Source organism: Bacillus sp. AP50 (genome assembly GCF_040492675.1).
Classification (GTDB): domain Bacteria; phylum Bacillota; class Bacilli; order Bacillales; family Bacillaceae_G; genus Bacillus_A; species Bacillus_A cereus.
On record NZ_JBEUTW010000243.1, the window covers coordinates 1 to 21,712 of the forward strand.

Here is a 21,712-nt window from a genome sequence, read left to right on the forward strand (position 1 = left end):
AACGTAAAAGAGGAAGCATCTTAAATGAGATGCTTCCTCTTTTACGTTTAATCTAATACTTTTCCCTTTGTTTCTGGTACACATAGTAGCATTGTAATTAACCCAATTGGGTAGATGATAAAAATCAAGGACATTGCTCCAAGTAGGTTGCCACCTGTAGCGAGTAAGCCAATAATAACAGGCCCAAATCCAGCTAACCCACGTCCTGTACCGAAAATAAAGTTTTCAGCGGTAGAGCGAGCTTCAGCAGGATAGTTTTCAGCTAAAATTGCTCCAAATCCTCCCATCATTCCATTTGCAAAGAATCCAAGCAATGCACTTCCCCATAATAATAATGTTGAATCTGTGAATAAGAAGAAGTAAATGAGACAGTATACTGTACCGCCAATATAATAGATTGCAAAAGTTTTACGGCGACCAATTTTATCAGCTAGAATACCAAAGATTGCAATTCCAATTAGCATACCGATGGTAGAAATGAACATCCAGCCACTTGCTTTTGCTAATGTATAGTTATATTTATTTGCTAAAATAGTGGGCATCCATGTGAAGATTCCGTAATATCCGAAGTTTTGGATAAACGACATAATAATAAGACCAATTGTTGTAATTGTTACTTTTTTATTGGCAAATAACTTTCGAAGTGGGAATTTTTTTATATGTTTTAGTTGTTCGGCTTCAGTAGTTGTTAATTTACCTGTAGCTTCTTTTTGCAACAGTTCCTTTTTGTAGCGTTGTTTTTGCTCCCATATTTTCGGTTCACTTAAACTTTTACGGACATAGACAGCTAGTAAAGCTGGAATTAATCCAAATAAGAAAACGGCTCTCCATCCAAAGTGTGGGACAATAAATGCTGGAAGGAGTGAAGCAATCAGTACACCAAATTGCCATCCAAGTGCAACAACAGATGTCGCTTTAGCTCGCATTTCTTTAGACCAGGTTTCTGTTACGATGGCCATTCCGATTCCGAATTCACCACCAACTCCCATTCCAACTAAAAAGCGCAGAATTAATAATTGCCAGTAGTCTGTTGCGAAATAAATGAGTGCGGTTGCTAGTGAAAACAGTAAGATTGTGAAGGCCATTGTACGAATACGGCCAAATAAATCAGCAATAAATCCAAATAAATAAGAACCAATTAACATCCCTATTGTGGTAGCTAATGTTAAGTTTCCACCTTCAACAGGACTTAAGTGAAACTCTTTTAAAATATAGACAAGTACGAAAGATAATAGCAACATATCTAAACCTTCTGCTGCATATCCTAGCGCAGAACCAAATAATGTTTTATATCTTTTCGCTTTCGTCTCCTCTGTTGTTTGTTGTACATCAGTAGTGACGTTCATTATTACTCCTCCTTATTTTCTACAGTCGCTATGGAAGAATAACAAAAGGCCTTCTCACCTGATATGATGAGAAGGCCAAAAAAGCATACGTATCCCCAAAAAAGAACATACGTATATTATATTCCGACTTCCTTCTCAACCTCACGGGGTTGGGTTAAAGGACTGTATTATATTACTTTATTTTTAGCACTCTTCTATTGTATTGTCAAATAAAGAGGAAGTTATTATGTGTAAAATATTTCGAAAAATATTTCGTTCTTCTTGACGCCGACTTCATTATTTTCCCATAATAAAACTAACTAAATAAAAAGGAATGAATCAAAGATGCTAAATTTAGTACTCATGATGATCGAACGAGTCGGACTTATAGTTATTTTAGGATTTTTACTCTCTCATATTAAAACTTTCAGACGCCTCCTTCATAAACAGGATGGCTATGTAGATAAGCTTAAGCTTATTTGTATTTTTTCGGTATTTACAATTGTAAGCAATTACACTGGGATTGAAATAGCAGGAAATACGATTATGAATGAAAACTGGTTACAAGGTGTTTCTTCTTCAAGTACAATTGCGAATACGCGTATTATGGGTGTTGGTATTAGCGGCTTACTTGGTGGCCCTATTGTAGGGGTTGGAGTCGGATTTATTGCTGGTATTCATCGTTATATGCTTGGTGGTACGACAGCGCTAAGCTGCGCAATCTCTTCTATTTTAGCTGGGATTATAACTGGTTATATCGGATATATTTTCAAAAAATATAATCGTACAATTACTCCTAAATTTTCAGCAGTTTTAAGTGTTTTTATCGTATCTTTAGAAATGCTTATGATTTTATTAATTATAGAGGATGGAATTAGCGTTGTGAAAACAATAGCGATACCAATGATTCTTGTAAATAGTTTTGGAAGTTTTATTTTACTTTCTATGATACAAGCTATTTTGCGTCAGGAGGAGAATGCAAAGGCACTTCAGACTCATAAAGTATTACGTATTGCAGATAAAACGTTACCGTATTTCCGCCAAGGTTTAACAGAAGAATCATGTAAGCATGTGGCACAAATTATTCACCGTTTTACAGGAACAGATGCGGTATCCTTAACAGATACAGAGAAAATATTAGCTCATGTTGGATTAGCATCAGATCACCATATTCCTTCACATAGTTTAATAACCGGTTTGTCGAAAGAAGTGTTAAACACAGGGAAAATAATGAAAGCGAAATCACGTGAGGTTATTAATTGTCAACATGAAGGCTGCCCTTTGCAAGCGGCGATTGTAATTCCACTAACTTCGCATGGAAATACGATAGGGACATTAAAACTCTATTTCAAAAATCCTAACCAGTTAAGTCGTGTGGAAGAGGAATTAGCAGAAGGGTTAGCAAAAATATTCTCCACGCAGTTAGAGTTAGGAGAAGCTGAGTTGCAAAGTAAATTACTTCAAGATGCGGAGATAAAAGCATTACAAGCGCAAATTAACCCACACTTTTTATTTAATGCAATTAATACAGTATCAGCTTTATGCCGAACAGATGTAGAAAAAGCAAGGAAGTTATTATTACAGCTTAGCGTGTATTTCCGTTGTAATTTGCAAGGGGCACGTCAGTTATTGATTCCACTAGAACAAGAATTAAACCATGTACAGGCATACTTATCACTAGAACAAGCAAGGTTCCCAAATAAGTATGAGGTAAAGATGTATATTGAAGATGAGCTAAAGACAACTTTAGTACCACCATTTGTTCTTCAACTATTGGTTGAAAATGCATTGCGACATGCTTTTCCGAAGAAGCAACCAGTATGCGAAGTGGAAGTGCATGTTTTTGAAAAAGAGGGTATGGTTCACTTTGAAGTAAAAGATAATGGACAGGGAATTGAGGAAGAACGTTTAGAACAATTAGGAAAGATGGTAGTTTCGTCAAAGAAAGGGACTGGAACAGCTTTATATAATATTAATGAACGTCTTATTGGGTTATTTGGGAAAGAAACGATGCTTCATATTGAAAGTGAATTAAATAAAGGGACGGAGATTACCTTTATTATTCCAAAAAAAGTAGGGGAGGAAGAGCCGGGTGTTAAAAGTATTAGTAGTTGACGATGAAATGTTAGCACGTGATGAACTAAAGTATTTATTAGAGAGAACGAAAGAAGTTGAGATAATTGGTGAGGCTGATTGTGTGGAAGACGCATTAGAAGAACTAATGCAAAGTAGACCAGATATTGTGTTTTTAGATATTCAATTATCCGATGATAACGGATTTGAAATCGCGAATATATTAAAGAAGATGAAAAATCCACCTGCAATTGTATTTGCTACTGCCTATGATCAATATGCGCTGCAAGCATTTGAAGTAGATGCGTTAGACTACATTTTAAAACCATTTGATGAAGAGCGTATTGTGCAGACATTAAAGAAGTATAAAAAACAAAAACAAGCGCAAATAGAAACGAAGCACGAAATAAAGGGGACAGATGTAACAGCAGAGATGCATAAATTAGCATTACCAATTGAAGAATCAATCGTACTTGTGAATATTGAAGATATTATATATGTAGGGCTTGTAGATGGGAAAGTAACAGTAAAAACAACGAGGGAAACGTATGTAACACATGATACACTTGTAATTTTAGAGAAGAAGTTACCACAAGCAAGCTTCATGCGCGTACACCGTAGCTTTATTGCGAATATTAATCATATTACTGAAATTCAGCCATGGTTTAATTCTACTTATAATTTAATCATGAAAGAAGAATCGAAAGTACCTGTTAGCCGTACATATGCAAAAGAACTCAAGAAGCTGCTTCGTATTTAAGAAGCAGCTTTTGTATTTCATCCTTTTATATTTGTAACTGATTCTGTATATTTGACGTTCTGTTATGTAAACGCTTACTTATACGTTTGTATCCTATACAATAAAGGTACCAAATCGAAAGAGGTGGCCAAAATGAGTACGAAAAAAGTATATAGTTTCTTATCACAAGCATTCATATTCTCAGCTATTATGTTAATTTCTAATATTATTGCAACACATTTACCAATTCCAATGCCTTCATCGGTAATCGGGTTAGTTATTTTATTTAGTCTATTATGTTTAAAAGTTATTAAATTGGAGCAAGTTGAATCACTCGGAACAGCTTTAACAGGTATTATTGGATTCTTATTCGTCCCATCAGGTATTTCAGTTATTAATTCTCTTGGTGTAATGGGGCAATACTTTGTACAAATTTTAACTGTAATTGTTGTAGCAACAGTTATTTTACTTGCTGTAACAGGGTTATTTGCACAATTTATTTTAGGAAAAGATGAAAAAGAAACAGAAGATACAAAAGAATTGAAAGTAGTAAATAAAGGACGCAAGCACGGAAAGGTTGCGTAACCATTGCATTTATATATTGTTAGGAGGTAATGAACATGGCAAGCACAATGACTCCATATTTCGGAATCGTCGTTTCATTAATCGCATACGGAATCGGAACATTATTATTCAAGCATTCAAAAGGGTTATTCCTATTTACACCATTATTCGTAGCGATGGTATTAGGGATTGTCTTTCTAAAGGTAGGTAACTTTACTTTTGAAGAATATAATACTGGCGGAAAAATGATTAGTTTCTTCTTAGAGCCAGCAACAATTGCATTTGCTATCCCACTCTATAAACAAGTTGATAAGTTGAAAAAATATTGGTGGCAAATTTTATCAGCTATCGTGGTTGGATCTATTTGCTCAGTAATTGTCGTGTTCATTGTTGCAAAAGCAATCGGTTTAGATACAGCAGTAATGAATTCAATGCTACCACAAGCAGCAACAACAGCAATTGCGTTACCAATTTCAGAAAGTATTGGTGGTATTCCAGCAATTACATCGTTTGCAGTTATTTTCAACGCAGTTATCGTATACGCATTAGGAGCATTATTCTTAAAAACATTTAGAGTGAAACATCCGATTGCAAAAGGTTTAGCACTTGGAACAGCGGGTCATGCATTAGGAGTTGCGGTAGGAATTGAAATGGGTGAGGTAGAGGCAGCGATGGCAAGTATTGCTGTAACAGTAGTTGGGGTTGTAACAGTAGTTGTCATCCCAATGTTCATACCATTCATTGGATAGTAAAACTTACTTAAAAAACAAGAAAAGCAAGCTATTTGTAGGACAGATTTCTACTGATAGCTTGCTTTTTATGTTACAGTAGTGGTAAGACCTATTTAAAAAAATATAAGTTTCCTTAAATCTTCATTAATACTATGTAGAATACGTTTTGAATTAGGTCATTGTATTGTAAAATAAGAAGTAAGCTACTATATACCTGTTAAGGTAGGCATATAATGAGTTTATAAAAATCTTAATATGAATGAATAATTAAAAGTAGAAAAGAGAGAGAAATCTACTTATTAACGTTTTAGTTTATAGGACAGGAGAGAGTATTCGTCGATTATGCAAATAAAAAACCTGTTTCAAAGTAAAGGATTTCAGAGGTTACTCGTATTAGTAATACTTGCTCTCGTGTTATACGGGCTGCAAAGTATGTTGAATTTAATATTAATTACGTTTATTCTCACGTATTTAATGGATCGATTCCAAAAGTTTATTTCCCGCAAATTAGATCATTTCATGCCTATTAATCGAAAAATTATTATAGCATTTCTATATGTAATGTTAATTGGTGGAATTGCTATTACGCTATTTAAATATTTACCAGTATTGACGATACAAATTTCACAACTGATTTACCAATTCAATGTATTTTTAAGAAACCCACCAGATAGTGAACTAATTAAGTATGCAGTTAATGCTGTCAATCATATGGAGCTTTCTAAATATGTAGGACAAGGCGTAGACATTTTGTATAAATCGATTACGAATGTTGGTAAATTTGGCCTTCAGGTTTTACTTTCTTTAATTTTGAGTTTGTTTTTCTTATTAGAAAAATCTCGTATTGTTGGTTTTACTGCAAAGTTTAAAGAAAGCAGGCTTGCAATTTTCTATACTGAAATTGAGTACTTCGGAAAGAAATTTGCACGTTCATTTGGAAAGGTAATCGAAGCACAATTTTTAATTGCTGTTGTTAACTGTGTTCTTTCAGTTATCGCATTATGGATATTAGGATTCCCGCAATTATTAGGTTTAGCATTAATGATTTTCTTGCTTGGATTAATTCCAGTAGCGGGGGTTATCATTTCGTTATTCCCACTTTGTATGATTGCTTACAATATTGGCGGTATTATGTACGTTGTTTATATTTTAGTTATCGTAACAGTGATTCATGCGCTTGAAAGTTACGTATTAAATCCGAAGTTTATGTCGCAAAAAACAAATTTACCGATTTTCTATACTTTTATGGTATTAATTTTCTCAGAGCACTTCTTAGGTGTATGGGGACTGATTATCGGTATTCCAATCTTCATTTTCTTACTAGATGTTTTAGACGTGACAAGTGATGAAATGGAGAAGGATGTTGGAAAAAATAAAGTGAAGTAAGAAAAAGCATCGATGTTCGATGCTTTTTCTTTTATAACATTATGTTTCTTATGCCATACTGTAAGGAGAATATAGAATAGGGGTGAAGTAATGGCTGTAAATGAAAAGGTAGAGTTAGCTACATTTGCTGGAGGGTGTTTCTGGTGTATGGTTTCTCCATTTGAAGAGATGGAGGGCATTATACAGGTTATTTCAGGTTATACAGGCGGTCATAAAGAGGACCCAACGTATAAAGAAGTGTGCTCAGAAACAACAGGACATTATGAAGCGGTACAAATTACATTTGATGCAAATAAAATGTCGTATGAGGAATTGTTAAATATATATTGGAGACAAATTGATCCGACCGATATTGGAGGACAATTCCACGACCGCGGACAGTCTTATGAAACAGTGATTTTTTATCATAATGAAGAACAACATAAAAAAGCAGAAGCCTCAAAAGAAGAACTTGAGCAGAGTGGGCGCTTTTCAAAACCAATTGCGACAAAAATACTACCAGCAGCTACATTTTATCCAGCTGAAGAATATCACCAAGGATATCATAAGAAAAACACATTCCGCTATGAGTTATATCGTAAAGGCTCAGGACGAGATGCTTTTATTAAGCAACATTGGCCAAAGGATAATGCTCATTTAAAAGAAAAACTCAATGAGATGCAGTTTTATGTAACGCAGGAAAATGGTACAGAACCACCATTTCGAAATGAGTATTGGAACCATAAAGAGGAAGGTCTTTATGTAGACATCGTTTCAGGTGAGCCGCTATTTACTTCTCTAGACAAATTTGATAGTGGATGTGGATGGCCTAGTTTTACAAAACCAGTTATGTCAGCAAGTGTGAAAGAAAAGATGGATGTGAGTCATAATATGACGCGTACAGAAGTGAGAAGTAAGGAAGGAGATTCACATCTTGGGCATGTATTTCCAGACGGTCCAGGACCAAATGGACTTCGTTACTGCATTAATTCTGCAGCTCTTCGATTTATTCCAAAAGAGGAATTAGAGAAAGAAGGCTATGGTGATTTTCTAGTCTTGTTTGGAAATAAAAAATAACCTCGCAGTTAGCGAGGTTATTTTTTGTTATTTTGTTTTTTTCTTTTTAAATTTGCTTAATATTTCATAAACGATTGGAACAATAAGAAGTGTTAATAACGTTGAACTTGTTAATCCACCAATTACCGTTACACCAAGTCCTTTAGAAATTAAGCCACTACCTTCAAACCCTAATGCAAGCGGGATAAGAGCACCGATTGTTGCAATTGCAGTCATTAAAATTGGACGAAGGCGTGTTGCACCAGCTTCTAATAAAGCTTCACGTGTTGATAGTCCTTCATTTTCTTTATGAATAACGCGGTCGATAAGCACGATTGCGTTTGTTACAACGATACCGATTAACATAAGCGCACCAATCATTGCAGATACACTTAATGTTTCACCAGAGATTAATAAGGCAACAAGAGCCCCAATAATTGTAAATGGTAGCGAGAATAAAATTGCGAATGGTGCAAGGGCACCACCAAATGTAACGACAAGAACGAAGTATACAATGGCAATCGCAGCTAACATCGCTAGGCCAAGTTGCTTGAATGATTCTTGAATATCTTTAGTAACACCGCCCATAGAAACATCTACACCAGAAGGAAGATCCATTTTATCTACTTCTTTTTGTACTGCAGCAGATGCTTTTGAAACGTCATCAGATGTTAATTTGGCACTAACCTCTGCATAAACACGTCCATCTCGGTGTGTTACTGTATTCGATGTTTCACCTTCTTTTACAGTCATAACATCTTTCACAGCTACTTCATTACCAAGTGGTGTTGTAATTTTGCGATTTGTTAAGTCATCGATTGTTTCATAATTTTGTTTTTCAGCTTCTACATATACATTGATATCTTTACCGTCTTTTTTAATTGTTGTCAGAACAGGGCGATCATGTTGATTAGAAAGTCCCATTCCAATTTGAGCAGCCGTTAAGCCCATTTTACTCAGCTTTTCTTGATCTGCGACTAAAGTGTACTCTGCATATGTTTTTGCAATACTAGAATCTATATCTTTTAAGTCTTTATTTTTCTTCATGATATTTTGAATATCTTTTACAACAGGCTTAATGTCTTCTGAGCTATCTCCGTAAACGTATAGTTTAATTTCGTTACTACCGCCACTTGCTCCGAAGTCTTGGTTTTTCCATTCGCCTTTGCCAGACATCTTCTGTAAATCTTTAACGACTTGTTCTTTCTCTTTTTCAAAGTTTTTCGTGTCGTTATCATATTGCACGAAGAACATTGCTTGGTTTGATTGACCAGGACTCATTGGGTTTTCGCCACCTAATGAGAATTGAATTGTTTTGACGTCTTTATTATTTTGGAAGTGCTTCTCAGCTTTTGTTGCAATTTTTTCAACGTCTTCTAACGTTTGACCTGGTTCAGGGTTGTATGTTGCGATAATCATTTTTTCTTCTTCAGAAGGTAAGAAACTTACACCGATAACTGGTACAAGTGCAAGACTACCAACTAATAGAAGGACAGCGATACTTGATGTAATAATTTTGTGATTTAAAGCCCATGCAAGTATGCGTTTATACCCATTTGCTAATTTACTTGGTTTTTCTTCATGATGTACTTCTTTTTCCCTCATGCTCTCTTTCTTAAATAAGGAATGAGCTAGCATCGGTACGATTGTAACTGCTACTAGTAATGATGCTAATAAAGCGAAGACGATAGTTAAGGCGAATGGTAAGAACATTTCACCAATCATACCTTTTACTAGTCCAAGTGGTAAAAATACAGCAATTGTTACGATGGTAGAAGACATAATTGGGATAAACATTTCTTTCGTAGCTTCACGAATTAAATCTTTTCCGCGCAATTTCTCTTCTGATAACGACATACGTCGGTAAATATTTTCAATAACAACAATTGAGTCATCGACAACGCGGCCTATAGCAACGGTCATTGCTCCAAGTGTCATAATGTTAAGCGTAATATCCATTTGCTTTATGACTAAAACAGCAATTAATAAAGAAAGTGGTATTGAAACGACAGAGATTAACGTTGTTCGAATATTTCGTAGGAACAGCATAATAATAACGATCGCAAAGATAGCACCGAAAATTGCTTTGCTTAGCATTGTTTCAACTGATTTTTCAATAGGTGCACCTTGGTCGAATGTTGAAATAATCTCTAAGTCTTTATACTTTTTCTCAAGTTCTTTTACTTTATCTTTTACTGCATTTACAACATCAACTGTATTTGCATCAGAGGCCTTCACAATTTGAATTCCAATTGCTTCTTTTCCATTTGTTCGAGAAATGGATTCTGCTTTCCCAACTTCTTTAATGTCAGCAATTTCATCTAATGTAACTGTTGGAATCCCGTTCATAGCGGCTGGATTCATTTGTGGCGTTTGTGCACCAGCGCCAGCATTTTGACTACCTTGACCGTTAGGTGAGGAAGGTATAGCTGGGATTTTAAGTTCTTTTAATGCTTTAATCGTTGTAATATTGCCATCTACAACAACTGATTTTTCCGTGTCTTTAAATGTGTATAAGCCAAGTGGTAAAGATACATCCGATCCTTTAATCACATTTTTTACAGTATCTTCACTTAGTCCTAGTTCTTTCATTTTATCTTTCTTAAAGATGAGCTGTACTTCATCTACTTGTTGACCAGCAATTTGAACAGATGCAACACCATCAAGTCCTTTTAATCCCGGTACAACATTTTTTTCTACATTTTCAGTTAAAGTAGCTAAAGATTCATTCTTGCTTGCTACGCTTAACGAAATAACGGGAAAAGCATTGAAGTTTACTCGTGAAACTTTAGGATCTTTAACACCTTCTGGGAGTTTTACATTTGTGAGAGCTTCTTTAATTTCTGTTTCTGCTTTTTCCATATTTTTGTCAAAATCGTATTCTACTTGAATAGAAGATGCGTTTTGAAAAGATGATGAACTCACAACGTTAACACCGCTTAAATTTTGTAGTTGTTCTTCCATCGGCTTTGAAACTTTATCAGCTACTTCTTCTGGTGTAGCACCAGGATAGACCGTAGTTACTGTCACAATCGGTGTTGTAATATCAGGAATTGTTTCCAGCTTCATATTGAGTCCAGAGTAGATCCCCGCAATAGTAACAATAATGGTTAGTAGCCAAACTGCGAACTTATTTTTTAACGAGAAATTGATGATTTTGTTCATGTTTGCGCTCCCTTTGTATTATATTGACCAACTGGTCAGTCTAATACATAATATAACTGACCGTTCGGTCAATCGTCAATAAAAAGGGATGGTATAATACATTTATAATAAGATGCGAGATTAAATTTAGGAGAGAAGATATGAAAGAAAAAGAGCGTTTAATTATAGAATCGGCTATGAAGTTATTTGCTACTAAGGGTGTAAATGCGACATCAGTGCAGGAAATTGTGACAGCTAGTGGTATATCTAAGGGAGCTTTTTACTTATATTTTAAATCGAAAGATGAGCTTTTATTAGCGACACTTCGATATTATTATGACAAAATCCAAAAGAAAATGCTGGATATTGAACAAGAGTCTTTATTACCACGTGAAAAATTTGCAAAACAATTACATTGTCAGTTTAATGATATACAAAAGCATAAAGAATTTATTATTATGCATGCGAGAGAAAATGCAATTCCGTTTAATAAAGAAGTAGAAGAATTTATGATGCGGATGAAGTTAGAGTCTCATGCATTTTATCGGAATAGTTTATTGTCCATTTATGGTGAAAAGGTTATGCCATATTTATTGGATTTAGTAATTATAGTAGAAGGCATATGCCGTGGTTATTTAGAGTTAATTATTTTACAAGCACCAGAAATTGATTTATCGTATGTCGCTGCTTTTATTTTAAAAAGAGTAGATCATTTAGTAGATGGCTTAGTAGAATCTTCGGAAGAACCTATTTTACATGAAGAAAAGCTTGGAGAATTCCTTTGTAAATCAGAGCTTATTAAGGAACAAGTTAAAGAGCATTTTTTAAAAGAAATTATTGTATTTAAGCGTAGTTTAGCTGATCAATTAGAGGATGATGAGTTGTTAGTAACGTTAGATGTTTTAGAGGCGGAAATACGATTGCTTAATCCAAGAATTCCAGTAATTAGAGGTATGTTAGCAAATTTAGAGGCGTATCCGGAATTAAAAGAATTTCGATTACGACTTATAGGATACTACAATATAAAAAATTCTTAATAAAAATAAGTAAAAAACTCCTTGTCTACACAAGGAGTTTTTTCTTAAAGACTATTTACTATTTTGAGACCATTCTTCAACATCCCAAACTTTTGTAATCCAATCTTCATAGAAGTCCGGTTCGTGACATACAAGGAGGATTGTTCCTTTATATGCTTTCATAGCCTTCTTAAGTTCCGCTTTTGCTGTAACATCAAGATGGTTTGTCGGCTCATCAAATAGTAGCCAGTTACTTTCCTCACCCATTAGCTTACATAAACGAACTTTTGCTTGTTCTCCACCACTTAATTGACTTAATGGGCGAGAAATATGTTCATTTTTTAATCCGCATTTTGCTAACATCGCACGAATTTGATGCTGGTCTAAACCAGGGAATGTATTCCATACATCATCAATTGGTGTTATATTGTCAGCTTTAACTTCTTGCTCAAAGTATGCAGGCTCTAAGAAGTCACCAAGGCTTGTTTTACCGCTTAAAGGCTTAATTTTACCTAAGATTGTTTTTAGTAACGTTGATTTACCAACACCGTTACATCCAACAATAGCAATTTTTTCACCACGTTCGATCGTCATTGATAGCTTTGGTAGTAGCGGATGTGTATATCCGATTTCTACATTTTCACCTTCAAAGACGAAGCGACTACTTGCGCGACTTTCTTTAAATGAGAATTCAGGTTTAATTGCTGTTTCTGGGCGATCAATAAGTTCCATGCGATCAAGTTGCTTTTGACGACTCTTTGCACGACCTGTCGTTGAATAACGAGCCTTGTTTTTTGCAATGAAGTCTTCTTGCTTTTTGATAAACTCGCGCTGCTTTTCATAAGCGTTTATATGTTGGTTTTTATTGATTTCTGCTAGTTCTAGGAATTTTTCATATGTCGCTGTATAGCGTGTCATTTTTGTGAATTCTAGATGGAAAATAACATCAACACATTTGTTCATAAATTCTGTATCATGAGAAATTAATAAGAATGCATGTGGATATTCTTTCAAATAATTTGTTAACCAATGAATATGTTCAACGTCTAAATAGTTAGTAGGTTCATCAAGCAATAACACTTCTGGCTGTTCAAGTAATAGCTTTGCAAGCAATACCTTTGTACGTTGTCCACCACTTAGTGCTGAAACATCACGATCTAAACCAATAGCATCAATTCCAAGACCACGTGCAGCCTCTTCAATTTTCATATCTAGTAAATAGAAACCACCTGCTTCAAGTGCATCTTGTATTTCTGCCATTTGTTCAAGAAGTTCTTCTAGTTCTTCTGGTGTAGCAGTTCCCATTTTTTCTGTAACTTCATTTAAAGCTTTTTCCTTTTCGAATAACGGTAAAAATGCATCCGCTAGTACGTCACGGATTGTACGTCCAGGCGTTAAAACAGTATGCTGATCTAAGTAGCCGTAATGTGTGCCCGGTGTCCATTCTACACGACCTTGGTCATGAATAAGCTGACCAGTAATGATATTCATGAATGTTGATTTACCAACACCGTTTGCACCAACTAATCCAACGTGCTCACCTGCTAATAATCGCATAGATACATCTTTAAATAATGTACGATCACCAAATGTATGTCCTAATTTTTCAACTGTTAATAAGCTCATAGTATCCTCCGTCCAACTTGAAATAGTACCTTGAATCATGATACTAAATTCTTTCATATAATGCCATCATTTCAAAATGTATATTTTTTCAAAAGAAGTGTTTGTAAATGTTAGTATATAAAAAAGTTACTTCTACCTACAGAAGTAACTTTTTGGTTATGCCTTTTGTTTAACTTCACTAACTTTCTTTTCAGCTACAATAAAATGCGGTCTACGTTTTGTTTCATAATAAATACGACCGATATATTCACCAATAACACCTAGGAATATGAGTTGAATACCGCCAATAAATAGTATAGCGGAAATGAGAGTAAAGTAACCAGGAACTTCCACACCACCAAGGATGATTTGAACGAACGTAGTGATTACGTATAAAAGTCCTAAAATGGTTGTTAGTAATCCGAGATATATAGATAGACGTAACGGTTTATTATTAAATGAAATTACACCATCAATTCCGTAATTTAATAATTTCGAGAAGGTCCATTTACTTTCTCCATCAGAACGTAATACATTTTCATATTCAATGATTAATTCGTTATAACCGATCCAAGAAAATAAGCCTTTTGAAAATCGGTTGTATTCACTTAAAGATAATAAAGAATCTACTGCTCTTCGACTTAAAAGTCTAAAGTCACCAATACCGTCTACTAATTCAATATCTACAAATTTATTCATCACTTTATAGTAAAGACGAGAGACGAAAGAGCGAACGGGTGAATCACCAGTTCTTGTTCTTTTTGCAATGACTTGGTCGTAGCCGTCGTTATATCCTTCTAACAGTTCTTTTATTAACGTAGGAGGGTGTTGTAAGTCAGCATCCATAATAACAATTGCATCGCCTGTAGCATATTTTAAACCAGCTAACATTGCAGCTTCTTTTCCGAAGTTTCGACTAAATGATATGTAGTGTACTGACGAATCTGAACTAGCTAAATCACGTAAAATATTTAAAGTATCATCTTTACTACCATCATTAACAAAAACAAATTCATAATCGGTAGTTAATTTATGAATTTCAAGAGAAGTCTCTGAATAAAAGGCTCGAAGCACCTTTTCTTCATTGTAGCATGGTACAACGATTGAAAGAGTCATTTTTGACACTCCTTGTTTGTAGTGGGTTAAAACAATGTTATGCGTTTTTATATGAATCTATCCAATTGGATAGATTCATGATTCATTGATTGCTCATTATTGCTTTTTAAAAGAAAATTTTCGTCGTGCTTTTGGATTTTTGAAAATTAGTAAAGCTATACAGATAATTAGTGAGATGATTGATATAATCATACCTAATTTGAAGTAAGGTGTAACGTAAGTCATTTCGATTACATGTGAACCTTTTGTAATGGGAACACCGATAAAGGCAGAATTCGCTTTCGTAAATTCTGTTTCTTTTCCATCAATTTTTATAGTCCAGCCTTTACTATATGGGACAGATAAATATAAGAGCCCGTCTTTATTTGATTTGATATCCCCTTTTAAATAATTGTTCTTATAATAAATATTTTCAAGCCTATTTTCAGTTAGTTTTTTTGTTTCTTTTTGTACACTTTCATAGTTTACAATATTTGCTTGCAAGTCACCTAATTCATACTCACCTGCCATATCAATAGAGATAGTTAGGTTTTCTGGACGCTCATTGCCCAAATTGTAAACAAACCTTTCTAACGGATAAGAGTATGCACCAGCATCGTCCCCTTTTCCTATCGTTTTTCCATTAACAGTTGCATTGAATGTGCCTGCATTTTTTAATTTTAATTCTATCAGTAGATCACCAGGTGTATCAGGATAATTGATAGGTACAATCATATTTCCAAAGCCATGAACAATTAGTTTATTTTCTTGTTTTTCCATGTTTTCGAATTTTGCTTTTTCCGTTTTAATAGATACTGCCTTTGATTTGAGGTCTTGTTTATTAAAATGGTTTAATGAAAATTCTTTTGTATTATTAACGACAACAGCATGTAATAATAATTGATCACGCTGAGCGAAGTTTAATTTAGAAAATTCTTCTTCACTTATAGCCGAATCATATACATATCCTAACGGTAAAGCATAGTCATTTTTGTAAATATTATATGGTCCTACTTGCTGTAATAGTTTATATCCATAAGGTACATTCTTTGAATCTGTATCAGCACTTAATACGCGATATTTTATACCTAGCATATTTTCGAGTAGTAGTCGACTATCAGCTTGATAAAACATTGAAGGTGTATCGTACATTTGGAATACACCATATTTATTTTTCATAAAGTCATGGACATAATAATTAACTAAGCTTTGATACGTACTTACGCCATGATATCCTTGTAGCATCGGTGTGTTATATTCGCTATATGGATTAAGAATACGATAAAAGTCTTTATCATTTTCTTGTATGTAGCGAATTGCAGCAATTTCTTCTTTATTATCATAGCCTGGTTCGTGTAACTTTTCAGTTGAAATCTGGCTCTGTCCGTAAACGGTGCTAAGTATATTATTCGCATACATATAATTCATAGAAATTGTGCTAACGAGTACATTCAATACAACTAAAAATTGTATGAAAGGTTTGGAAATATAACGCCATAAACATACTGTAATAACAGAAAGAACGACAGTTCCGAGTAAAATGTTATCAACGTCTTGTAAAGGTTTATCAGTTACATTTATATTTGCTTTTCTATAAAATGCATAAATGAATAATCCAATAGACACTAATAAACTTATTAAATAAGGTAATTTGTAGTCTTTCTTATGAATAATCATCCAATCTAGAATGTATGCAATTGTTTGGGCAATTACAAATACAAATAAATAGAACCATCTAGATTGCATTGCTGAAAAACCATTAAACACAGAATATGTATATGGAAGCATAAACAGAATGAACATGAATAACGTAAAGAATACTTTATTTTTAACGAGTTTATCACGTATAAACATTCCAAATACGATTAAGAATAAAATTAAAGCTGGTAAAGCTAATTGATGATTTTCAGCATTATACATGAAGAAAATATTTTCCATTAAATCTTTATAAAATTTATCTTCAAATAATAATGGTATCTCAAACTTTTTTGATAGTCGATCAGCACTAAATACGGCATTAACTGATGGGAGGAAGCAAACGGCGGCTAAACCGAGTGATAATCCATACAATAAACCGATTCTAATATAATAAGTTAGAAAAGAGACAATCGTTTTATTTTGTTGTGTCGCAAAGTATTGGAATAATGCATAAATAAATATGAAAATACTTGTGATAAAAGCAAAATAAAAGTTTGATGCTAACATTAAAGTAGCAGCGATTAGGAAAAGTCCGCGCTTCTTTTCAATAATATATTTATCAAGTCCCCATATTACTAATGGTAAAAATACAATGGCATCAGCCATGAAATCCCATAGTAAAGAGTGACGGATGAAAGTAATACAACCACCATATATAATAGCAGCAACAAAAGATGAGAATGCTGTTTTATTATGGTAACGTAAAGAACCATACATGAATACCATAGCTAAAAAGTTTTTTAAAATACTCATGTATAATTTCACGTCATATACTTGCTCAAGACTTAGTTTAGGTAGTAACAGTGTAATCCAGAAAAACGGTGATGTGCTGTAATAATAACTAAACTCTCCAAATAAATCTCCACCTAATCCATAATCAAAAGACCAAAAAAGGTTGCCATCTTTAAAGGCATGTTGTAGAAGAAACGTAAAAAAACCAAATTGACGTAACGCATCCCCTGTACCAGAAAAGGCTTGATTAGATGTTAAAAAGAAATAATGAAAAGCAAAAGCGCACAATAATAATATTGGCATAATTATTATTGTTTTCTTGGAAAAGAATTTATTATTCGGCTTTATGCTCATAAAAATTGATAATCCTCCTTTGAAAGTCGTTACATGTAGCAACTAGTTTTTAGGTAGCATATAAAAACACACCAATTTTTAAAGGTGTGTTCTTTAGTTTTAACATGAGAAAATATATATTTTTGTTGAAGCATATATATTTTTACAAGCGTTGAAGTTCATAGTTTACATGTAATTTAGTATAAGGCATTTTCAGAAAGTAAGTCAATTTGAGCTGGAATATATAGCATTTTTTTACTGAAGAAAAATGATGGTATATAAAAAAGCAAAAAGCTTTTCCATTTTTAAATAGGAAAAGCTTTTTGCTTTTAAGCATGTTTGCGAATAAGCTTTTGTTTTATAAATCCTAAAACGAATCCACGTATTTGAGGATCAATTACAATTCCGATTATACCGTATAGTATACCAGTAAGAGTTAAAGCAACTAATGGTGGTAAGTTGATTAATGCAATTCGGTATATACCGTAACTAATAATAAAGGCTAAGGAATTAAATATAATTCCTTTAACTAATAATTGCATGCCTTTACGAATAAAGAGGGTAAATCCAATTAATAGTGTAATTTCGGTAATGATGGCTGCGGCAGCTGCCCCCATCATTCCATATTTACTACCTAATACAATATAACCTATGATGGCAACAACTAATCCAATAGTCATTGTTGTTGCACGTTTCCATTGCTGGCCAATCGTTGTTAAATTATCGGCTAGTGGATAGTTAATTGATTGTAAAATAACCATAAACGCTAGAATAGCAAGAGCGTCACCAGCGGGAGCGTATTTTTCTCCTAATAAACTAACAATCCAGAAACTTGGATCAGCAATAAAGGGGATAGAAATTCCCATTCCTAAAAAAGACATAAGTTTTAATTCAAAACTTGATAATTTTCTATGTTCTTCAATATTTTTCTCATTACCAAAAGCAAAAAGTCTTGGATAAAAAGCAGCTGCAATTACTCCAGGTATTTGATATAGTACAGCAGGTATTTTAGATGCAGCACCAAAGAATCCAACTTGCTTATATGTTGAAACCTTTTCTAATATAATAGGGCCCAATTGTGGTAAGAGCATAATAATGATTCCGTTGATCGTGAAAATAAGTAGTTGATCTAAAATGCCTTTATCCCAACCCTTATGGACTTTCGTGTAACGTATTGTCATTATAAAGGCGATAACACCTGTTACAAGACTAGATACCCCGTACATGGCAGCAACCATCATAAGTGACCATTGGAAAGACATCCCTAGTAATAGGGCAGCAGCAGCTGTTACACCTTGTAGTACAGAAATAATAGCTGTAAATTGCATGCGTTCTGTTACTTGGAAGTAAGCCATACCAACACCTTGTAAGGTTGCTCCGAACATTGTTGGTAGGACAACCCAATATACCATCGCACGTAAGTAAGCATCGGGATAGAAGAACTGGGAAAAAATAGCGAAAAGTACAGAAATTACGATAGCTAATATTAAACGAATACGTAAATAACTACTTATTAGCACACTAATATTAGCATCGCTTCTCGTTCCTTCACGCATAAACGTATGTGTTAAACCTGCATCTGTAAAGTAACAAATAACAGCTGAAACTGCTAACGCAGTTGTAAACATACCGTAATCACTTGGAGAAACATATCTTGCAAAGAAAATTGTTGCAATAGCCAGTACAAAGCGGACAGTAATGTTTCCTACAAAGAGGTAGGATGCGTTTTTTAGAATTTTATTTGTTTTCATGAGAAAAGACCTTTCTATTCTTTAGGACCCGGTTAGTTTGTCCTATTTGTAAATTTAATTTGTTCACAGAAAGAGAGAGTATCGTTATATTTTCAGTTTAAGAAAACAGAAATTTAATTCGTACAAACCAAAGCATTGCATATAGTTTTTTACTACGCTTTCCATTCTTTGAATAGATTTTACGGCAATATTTCCTTATATCTTTTTTGATTAATTGAACTTGTGATTTATCTAATCGAGAGTTTTCTTTAATATATATACAAGCGTTATTGATGACTGTATAAGGGAATAAATAAGTCTCAAGAATCTCAATCAGTGACTGAGGGTCTTTCGTAATGAAGTCTTGAGATTTATTATGTACCCAATCTTTCATACGATTGAATACTTCTAGCTCTTTTGTTGTTTTTAATTCATAATCTTTATACTTAGAAGAAAGATTTCCTTCTGATAAGATTCTATAATAAGTTAAGTATTCATCGACATAACATACATTTGTCAAACTCATAAGTTTAAATAAAAACTCTAAATCTTCTCCCCAACTACATCCTGGTGTAAAACGAATGTTATGATCCATTACGATGGATCGTTTGAAAATCCAAGTACTTGTTTGAGCAACAACTTGATGTGTTAGGAATGCTTTTGCCATATCACCTTTAATAAAGTTTGTTGTATGTTCAACCTTCTCGCCTGTTTCTTCGTAGAAATTCATATAACCACAATAGCACGCGTCCATTTCGTTTTTATGCATACTCTCGATTTGTTTCTCAATTTTAGTTGGATGCCATAAGTCGTCACTATCAAGGAAAGCGATATATTCTCCGCTAGCATTTTCGATACCTGTATTACGGGCTACCGAAACACCTTGGTTTTTTTGATGAACGTATTTTACTTGCCCTGGGTATTTTTCAGCAAGGTTTTTCACAATAGAAGGTGATTGATCTTTACTTCCATCATCTACAATTACAATTTCAATGTTTTTATATGTTTGATCTAGTATTGACTGCATCGTTTCTTCAATATATTTTTCCGTGTTATACAGGGGTATGACAACAGAAACAAGTTGCTTTTGTTCCATCATAGAATTTTTATCTCCTCAAGTTTTTTATGTCTTGCATCATATATACAAGCCTTTTGGAAGGAAGAAGATTACAAGAACATCTGTATAAGTTTAACGCATATAAACTTTGTAAATCAACTTTCTATTGTTGTACTTTGTATAAAAAGTATTTATTATAGAACGTATTGTGTTGTAAAAATATAGAAATATATTTTGAAAATTATGTATCTGAAGGGAGAAGATGAGATGTTAGGGCGATTTACTCGCAAATCTAATATAATCCTTTTAGGGATTATTATGATAGTCGGTTTTGCACTTCGTTTTGCAACTTTACAAACACATGGTGCAGATCTATCTATAGCTAGCGATGATATAGGTTATCAAAAAACGGCAAATATTTTATTGGAAACAGGGATGTTAACATATCATGAACCAGATAAACCAACGATTCATATTATGCCGGGTTTTCCAGCTTTATTAGCTGTTGTATTTTATTTTTTTGGAAATGGCAGTGAAGGTCTTTTTGTAGCAAAATTAATTATTATCCTATTAGGGGTACTTAGTATTTTGCTAACTTATAAGATTGGTACTTATTTATTGAATTCTGCTGCAGGATTAATAGGTGCTTTCTTATTAGCTGTGTATCCTCCAGAGATTGTTATGGAAAATTTAACTTTAACAGAAGGACCGTTTCTATTCCTTTCATTAGGATTAGTATATTGGAGTTTAAAATTAGCTGATACTCATAAAACGAAACATCTTCTGATTGTATTAATTTTCTACTTTTTAGCACTGTACCTCCGTGTACAAATTGCCTTATATCCAATCTTACTATTTGGGTATCTTTTAATGAAACGCTACCCATTCCGTATTATGATGAAGCAAGCGATTATAAGCATAGGAATAGGACTTATCGTACTTGGACCATGGTGGGCTCGCAATTACATTCAATTTGATAAATTTATCCCACTAACTGCTGGGGCAGGGAATCCGTTATTACTTGGAACGTATCAAGGGAAAGGTTACCCAGAAGGTAAGGATATGGGGGAACTTGAAATAGAGTTACATGCAAAATACCCTAATCTTGAAGCACATGAATTTATGGAATTAGAAGAAAAAATAGCGATTGATAAAATGAAGGAATGGTGGAAAACTGATAAGGAATCTATGATAGAGAGTTATTTAGTTTTGAAGCCAGAAATTCTTTGGAAAAAACCGTATTATTCTATAGAGCATAATATTGAAGTATTCAATGTTTCTGCAAAGGATATGAATGAAATATATAATTTTATTAAGACGACGTTTTTAATATGTACAGTACTTTCATTTATTTTCCTTTTAAAAAGGTGGAGAGAGACTACATTTTTATGGTCAATCCTTTTATTGCAAACAGCTTTAACATGTTTTTATGTTGCATATGAACGATAT

15 protein-coding genes are annotated in these 21,712 nt (G+C 33.8%); 8 read left to right on the forward strand and 7 right to left on the reverse strand.

Features of this window, described 5'->3' with window-relative positions; genetic code table 11:
- Positions 1 to 47: 47 nt before the first annotated feature.
- Positions 48 to 1,346: an MFS transporter gene (locus tag ABWK52_RS18065; protein WP_065702741.1), complete on the reverse strand. Its 1,299-nt coding sequence runs from the start codon at positions 1,344 to 1,346 to the stop codon at positions 48 to 50.
- Positions 1,347 to 1,670: 324 nt separating this feature from the next.
- On the opposite strand from ABWK52_RS18065, the gene lytS reads away from it, so the two are divergent.
- The 6 genes from lytS (at position 1,671) to msrB (ending at position 7,874) form a co-directional block, all read left to right on the forward strand.
- Complete coding sequence (gene lytS / locus ABWK52_RS18070) at positions 1,671 to 3,440, forward strand: two-component system sensor histidine kinase LytS (protein ID WP_000933590.1); 1,770 nt, start codon at positions 1,671 to 1,673, stop codon at positions 3,438 to 3,440.
- A complete protein-coding gene (locus ABWK52_RS18075; RefSeq protein WP_098542355.1) occupies positions 3,418 to 4,158 on the forward strand; it encodes a LytR/AlgR family response regulator transcription factor in 741 nt (246 codons plus the stop codon). The genes lytS and ABWK52_RS18075 overlap by 23 nt, the downstream gene beginning before the upstream one ends.
- A 132-nt stretch (positions 4,159 to 4,290) precedes the next feature.
- The gene (gene lrgA, locus ABWK52_RS18080; RefSeq protein ID WP_000104901.1) at positions 4,291 to 4,722 is read left to right on the forward strand and encodes an antiholin-like murein hydrolase modulator LrgA; all 432 of its coding nucleotides are present in this window, start codon (positions 4,291 to 4,293) and stop codon (positions 4,720 to 4,722) included.
- Positions 4,723 to 4,757: 35 nt separating this feature from the next.
- Positions 4,758 to 5,450, forward strand: a complete 693-nt coding sequence (gene lrgB / locus ABWK52_RS18085) for an antiholin-like protein LrgB (RefSeq protein ID WP_098542357.1) — start codon at positions 4,758 to 4,760, stop codon at positions 5,448 to 5,450.
- Positions 5,451 to 5,774: 324 nt separating this feature from the next.
- Entirely contained in the window at positions 5,775 to 6,818 is a 1,044-nt protein-coding gene (locus ABWK52_RS18090) for an AI-2E family transporter (RefSeq protein WP_001166010.1), read from the forward strand.
- Between the two features lie 90 nt (positions 6,819 to 6,908).
- Positions 6,909 to 7,874, forward strand: coding sequence for a peptide-methionine (R)-S-oxide reductase MsrB (gene msrB / locus ABWK52_RS18095; protein WP_000290175.1), 966 nt, complete (start codon positions 6,909 to 6,911; stop codon positions 7,872 to 7,874).
- A 27-nt stretch (positions 7,875 to 7,901) separates the two neighbouring features.
- On the opposite strand, the gene ABWK52_RS18100 is transcribed toward msrB, so the two are convergent.
- Complete coding sequence (locus tag ABWK52_RS18100; RefSeq protein WP_098542359.1) at positions 7,902 to 11,018, reverse strand: efflux RND transporter permease subunit; 3,117 nt, start codon at positions 11,016 to 11,018, stop codon at positions 7,902 to 7,904.
- Positions 11,019 to 11,158: 140 nt separating this feature from the next.
- Here ABWK52_RS18100 and ABWK52_RS18105 point away from each other — a divergent pair, with 140 nt between their 5' ends.
- Positions 11,159 to 12,034 (forward strand): TetR/AcrR family transcriptional regulator, encoded by an 876-nt coding sequence (locus ABWK52_RS18105; RefSeq protein WP_000659645.1) that lies wholly within the window; start codon positions 11,159 to 11,161, stop codon positions 12,032 to 12,034.
- Between the two features lie 51 nt (positions 12,035 to 12,085).
- Here ABWK52_RS18105 and ABWK52_RS18110 read toward each other — a convergent pair whose 3' ends face one another.
- The 5 genes from ABWK52_RS18110 to ABWK52_RS18130 form a co-directional block, all read right to left on the reverse strand.
- Positions 12,086 to 13,639 (reverse strand): ABC-F family ATP-binding cassette domain-containing protein, encoded by a 1,554-nt coding sequence (locus ABWK52_RS18110; protein ID WP_000055410.1) that lies wholly within the window; start codon positions 13,637 to 13,639, stop codon positions 12,086 to 12,088.
- 156 nt (positions 13,640 to 13,795) lie between these two features.
- A complete protein-coding gene (locus ABWK52_RS18115) occupies positions 13,796 to 14,734 on the reverse strand; it encodes a glycosyltransferase family 2 protein (RefSeq protein WP_000175827.1) in 939 nt (312 codons plus the stop codon).
- A gap of 96 nt (positions 14,735 to 14,830) precedes the next feature.
- The gene (locus ABWK52_RS18120) at positions 14,831 to 17,497 is read right to left on the reverse strand and encodes a YfhO family protein (protein ID WP_053513758.1); all 2,667 of its coding nucleotides are present in this window, start codon (positions 17,495 to 17,497) and stop codon (positions 14,831 to 14,833) included.
- A gap of 308 nt (positions 17,498 to 17,805) precedes the next feature.
- Entirely contained in the window at positions 17,806 to 19,227 is a 1,422-nt protein-coding gene (locus tag ABWK52_RS18125; protein ID WP_098542361.1) for an oligosaccharide flippase family protein, read from the reverse strand.
- A gap of 97 nt (positions 19,228 to 19,324) precedes the next feature.
- Entirely contained in the window at positions 19,325 to 20,305 is a 981-nt protein-coding gene (locus tag ABWK52_RS18130; RefSeq protein WP_098507838.1) for a glycosyltransferase family 2 protein, read from the reverse strand.
- Positions 20,306 to 20,530: 225 nt separating this feature from the next.
- On the opposite strand from ABWK52_RS18130, the gene ABWK52_RS18135 reads away from it, so the two are divergent.
- Positions 20,531 to 21,712, forward strand: a 1,182-nt coding sequence (locus ABWK52_RS18135) for a glycosyltransferase family 39 protein (protein ID WP_353772056.1), incomplete at its 3' end; no start/stop codon positions are given.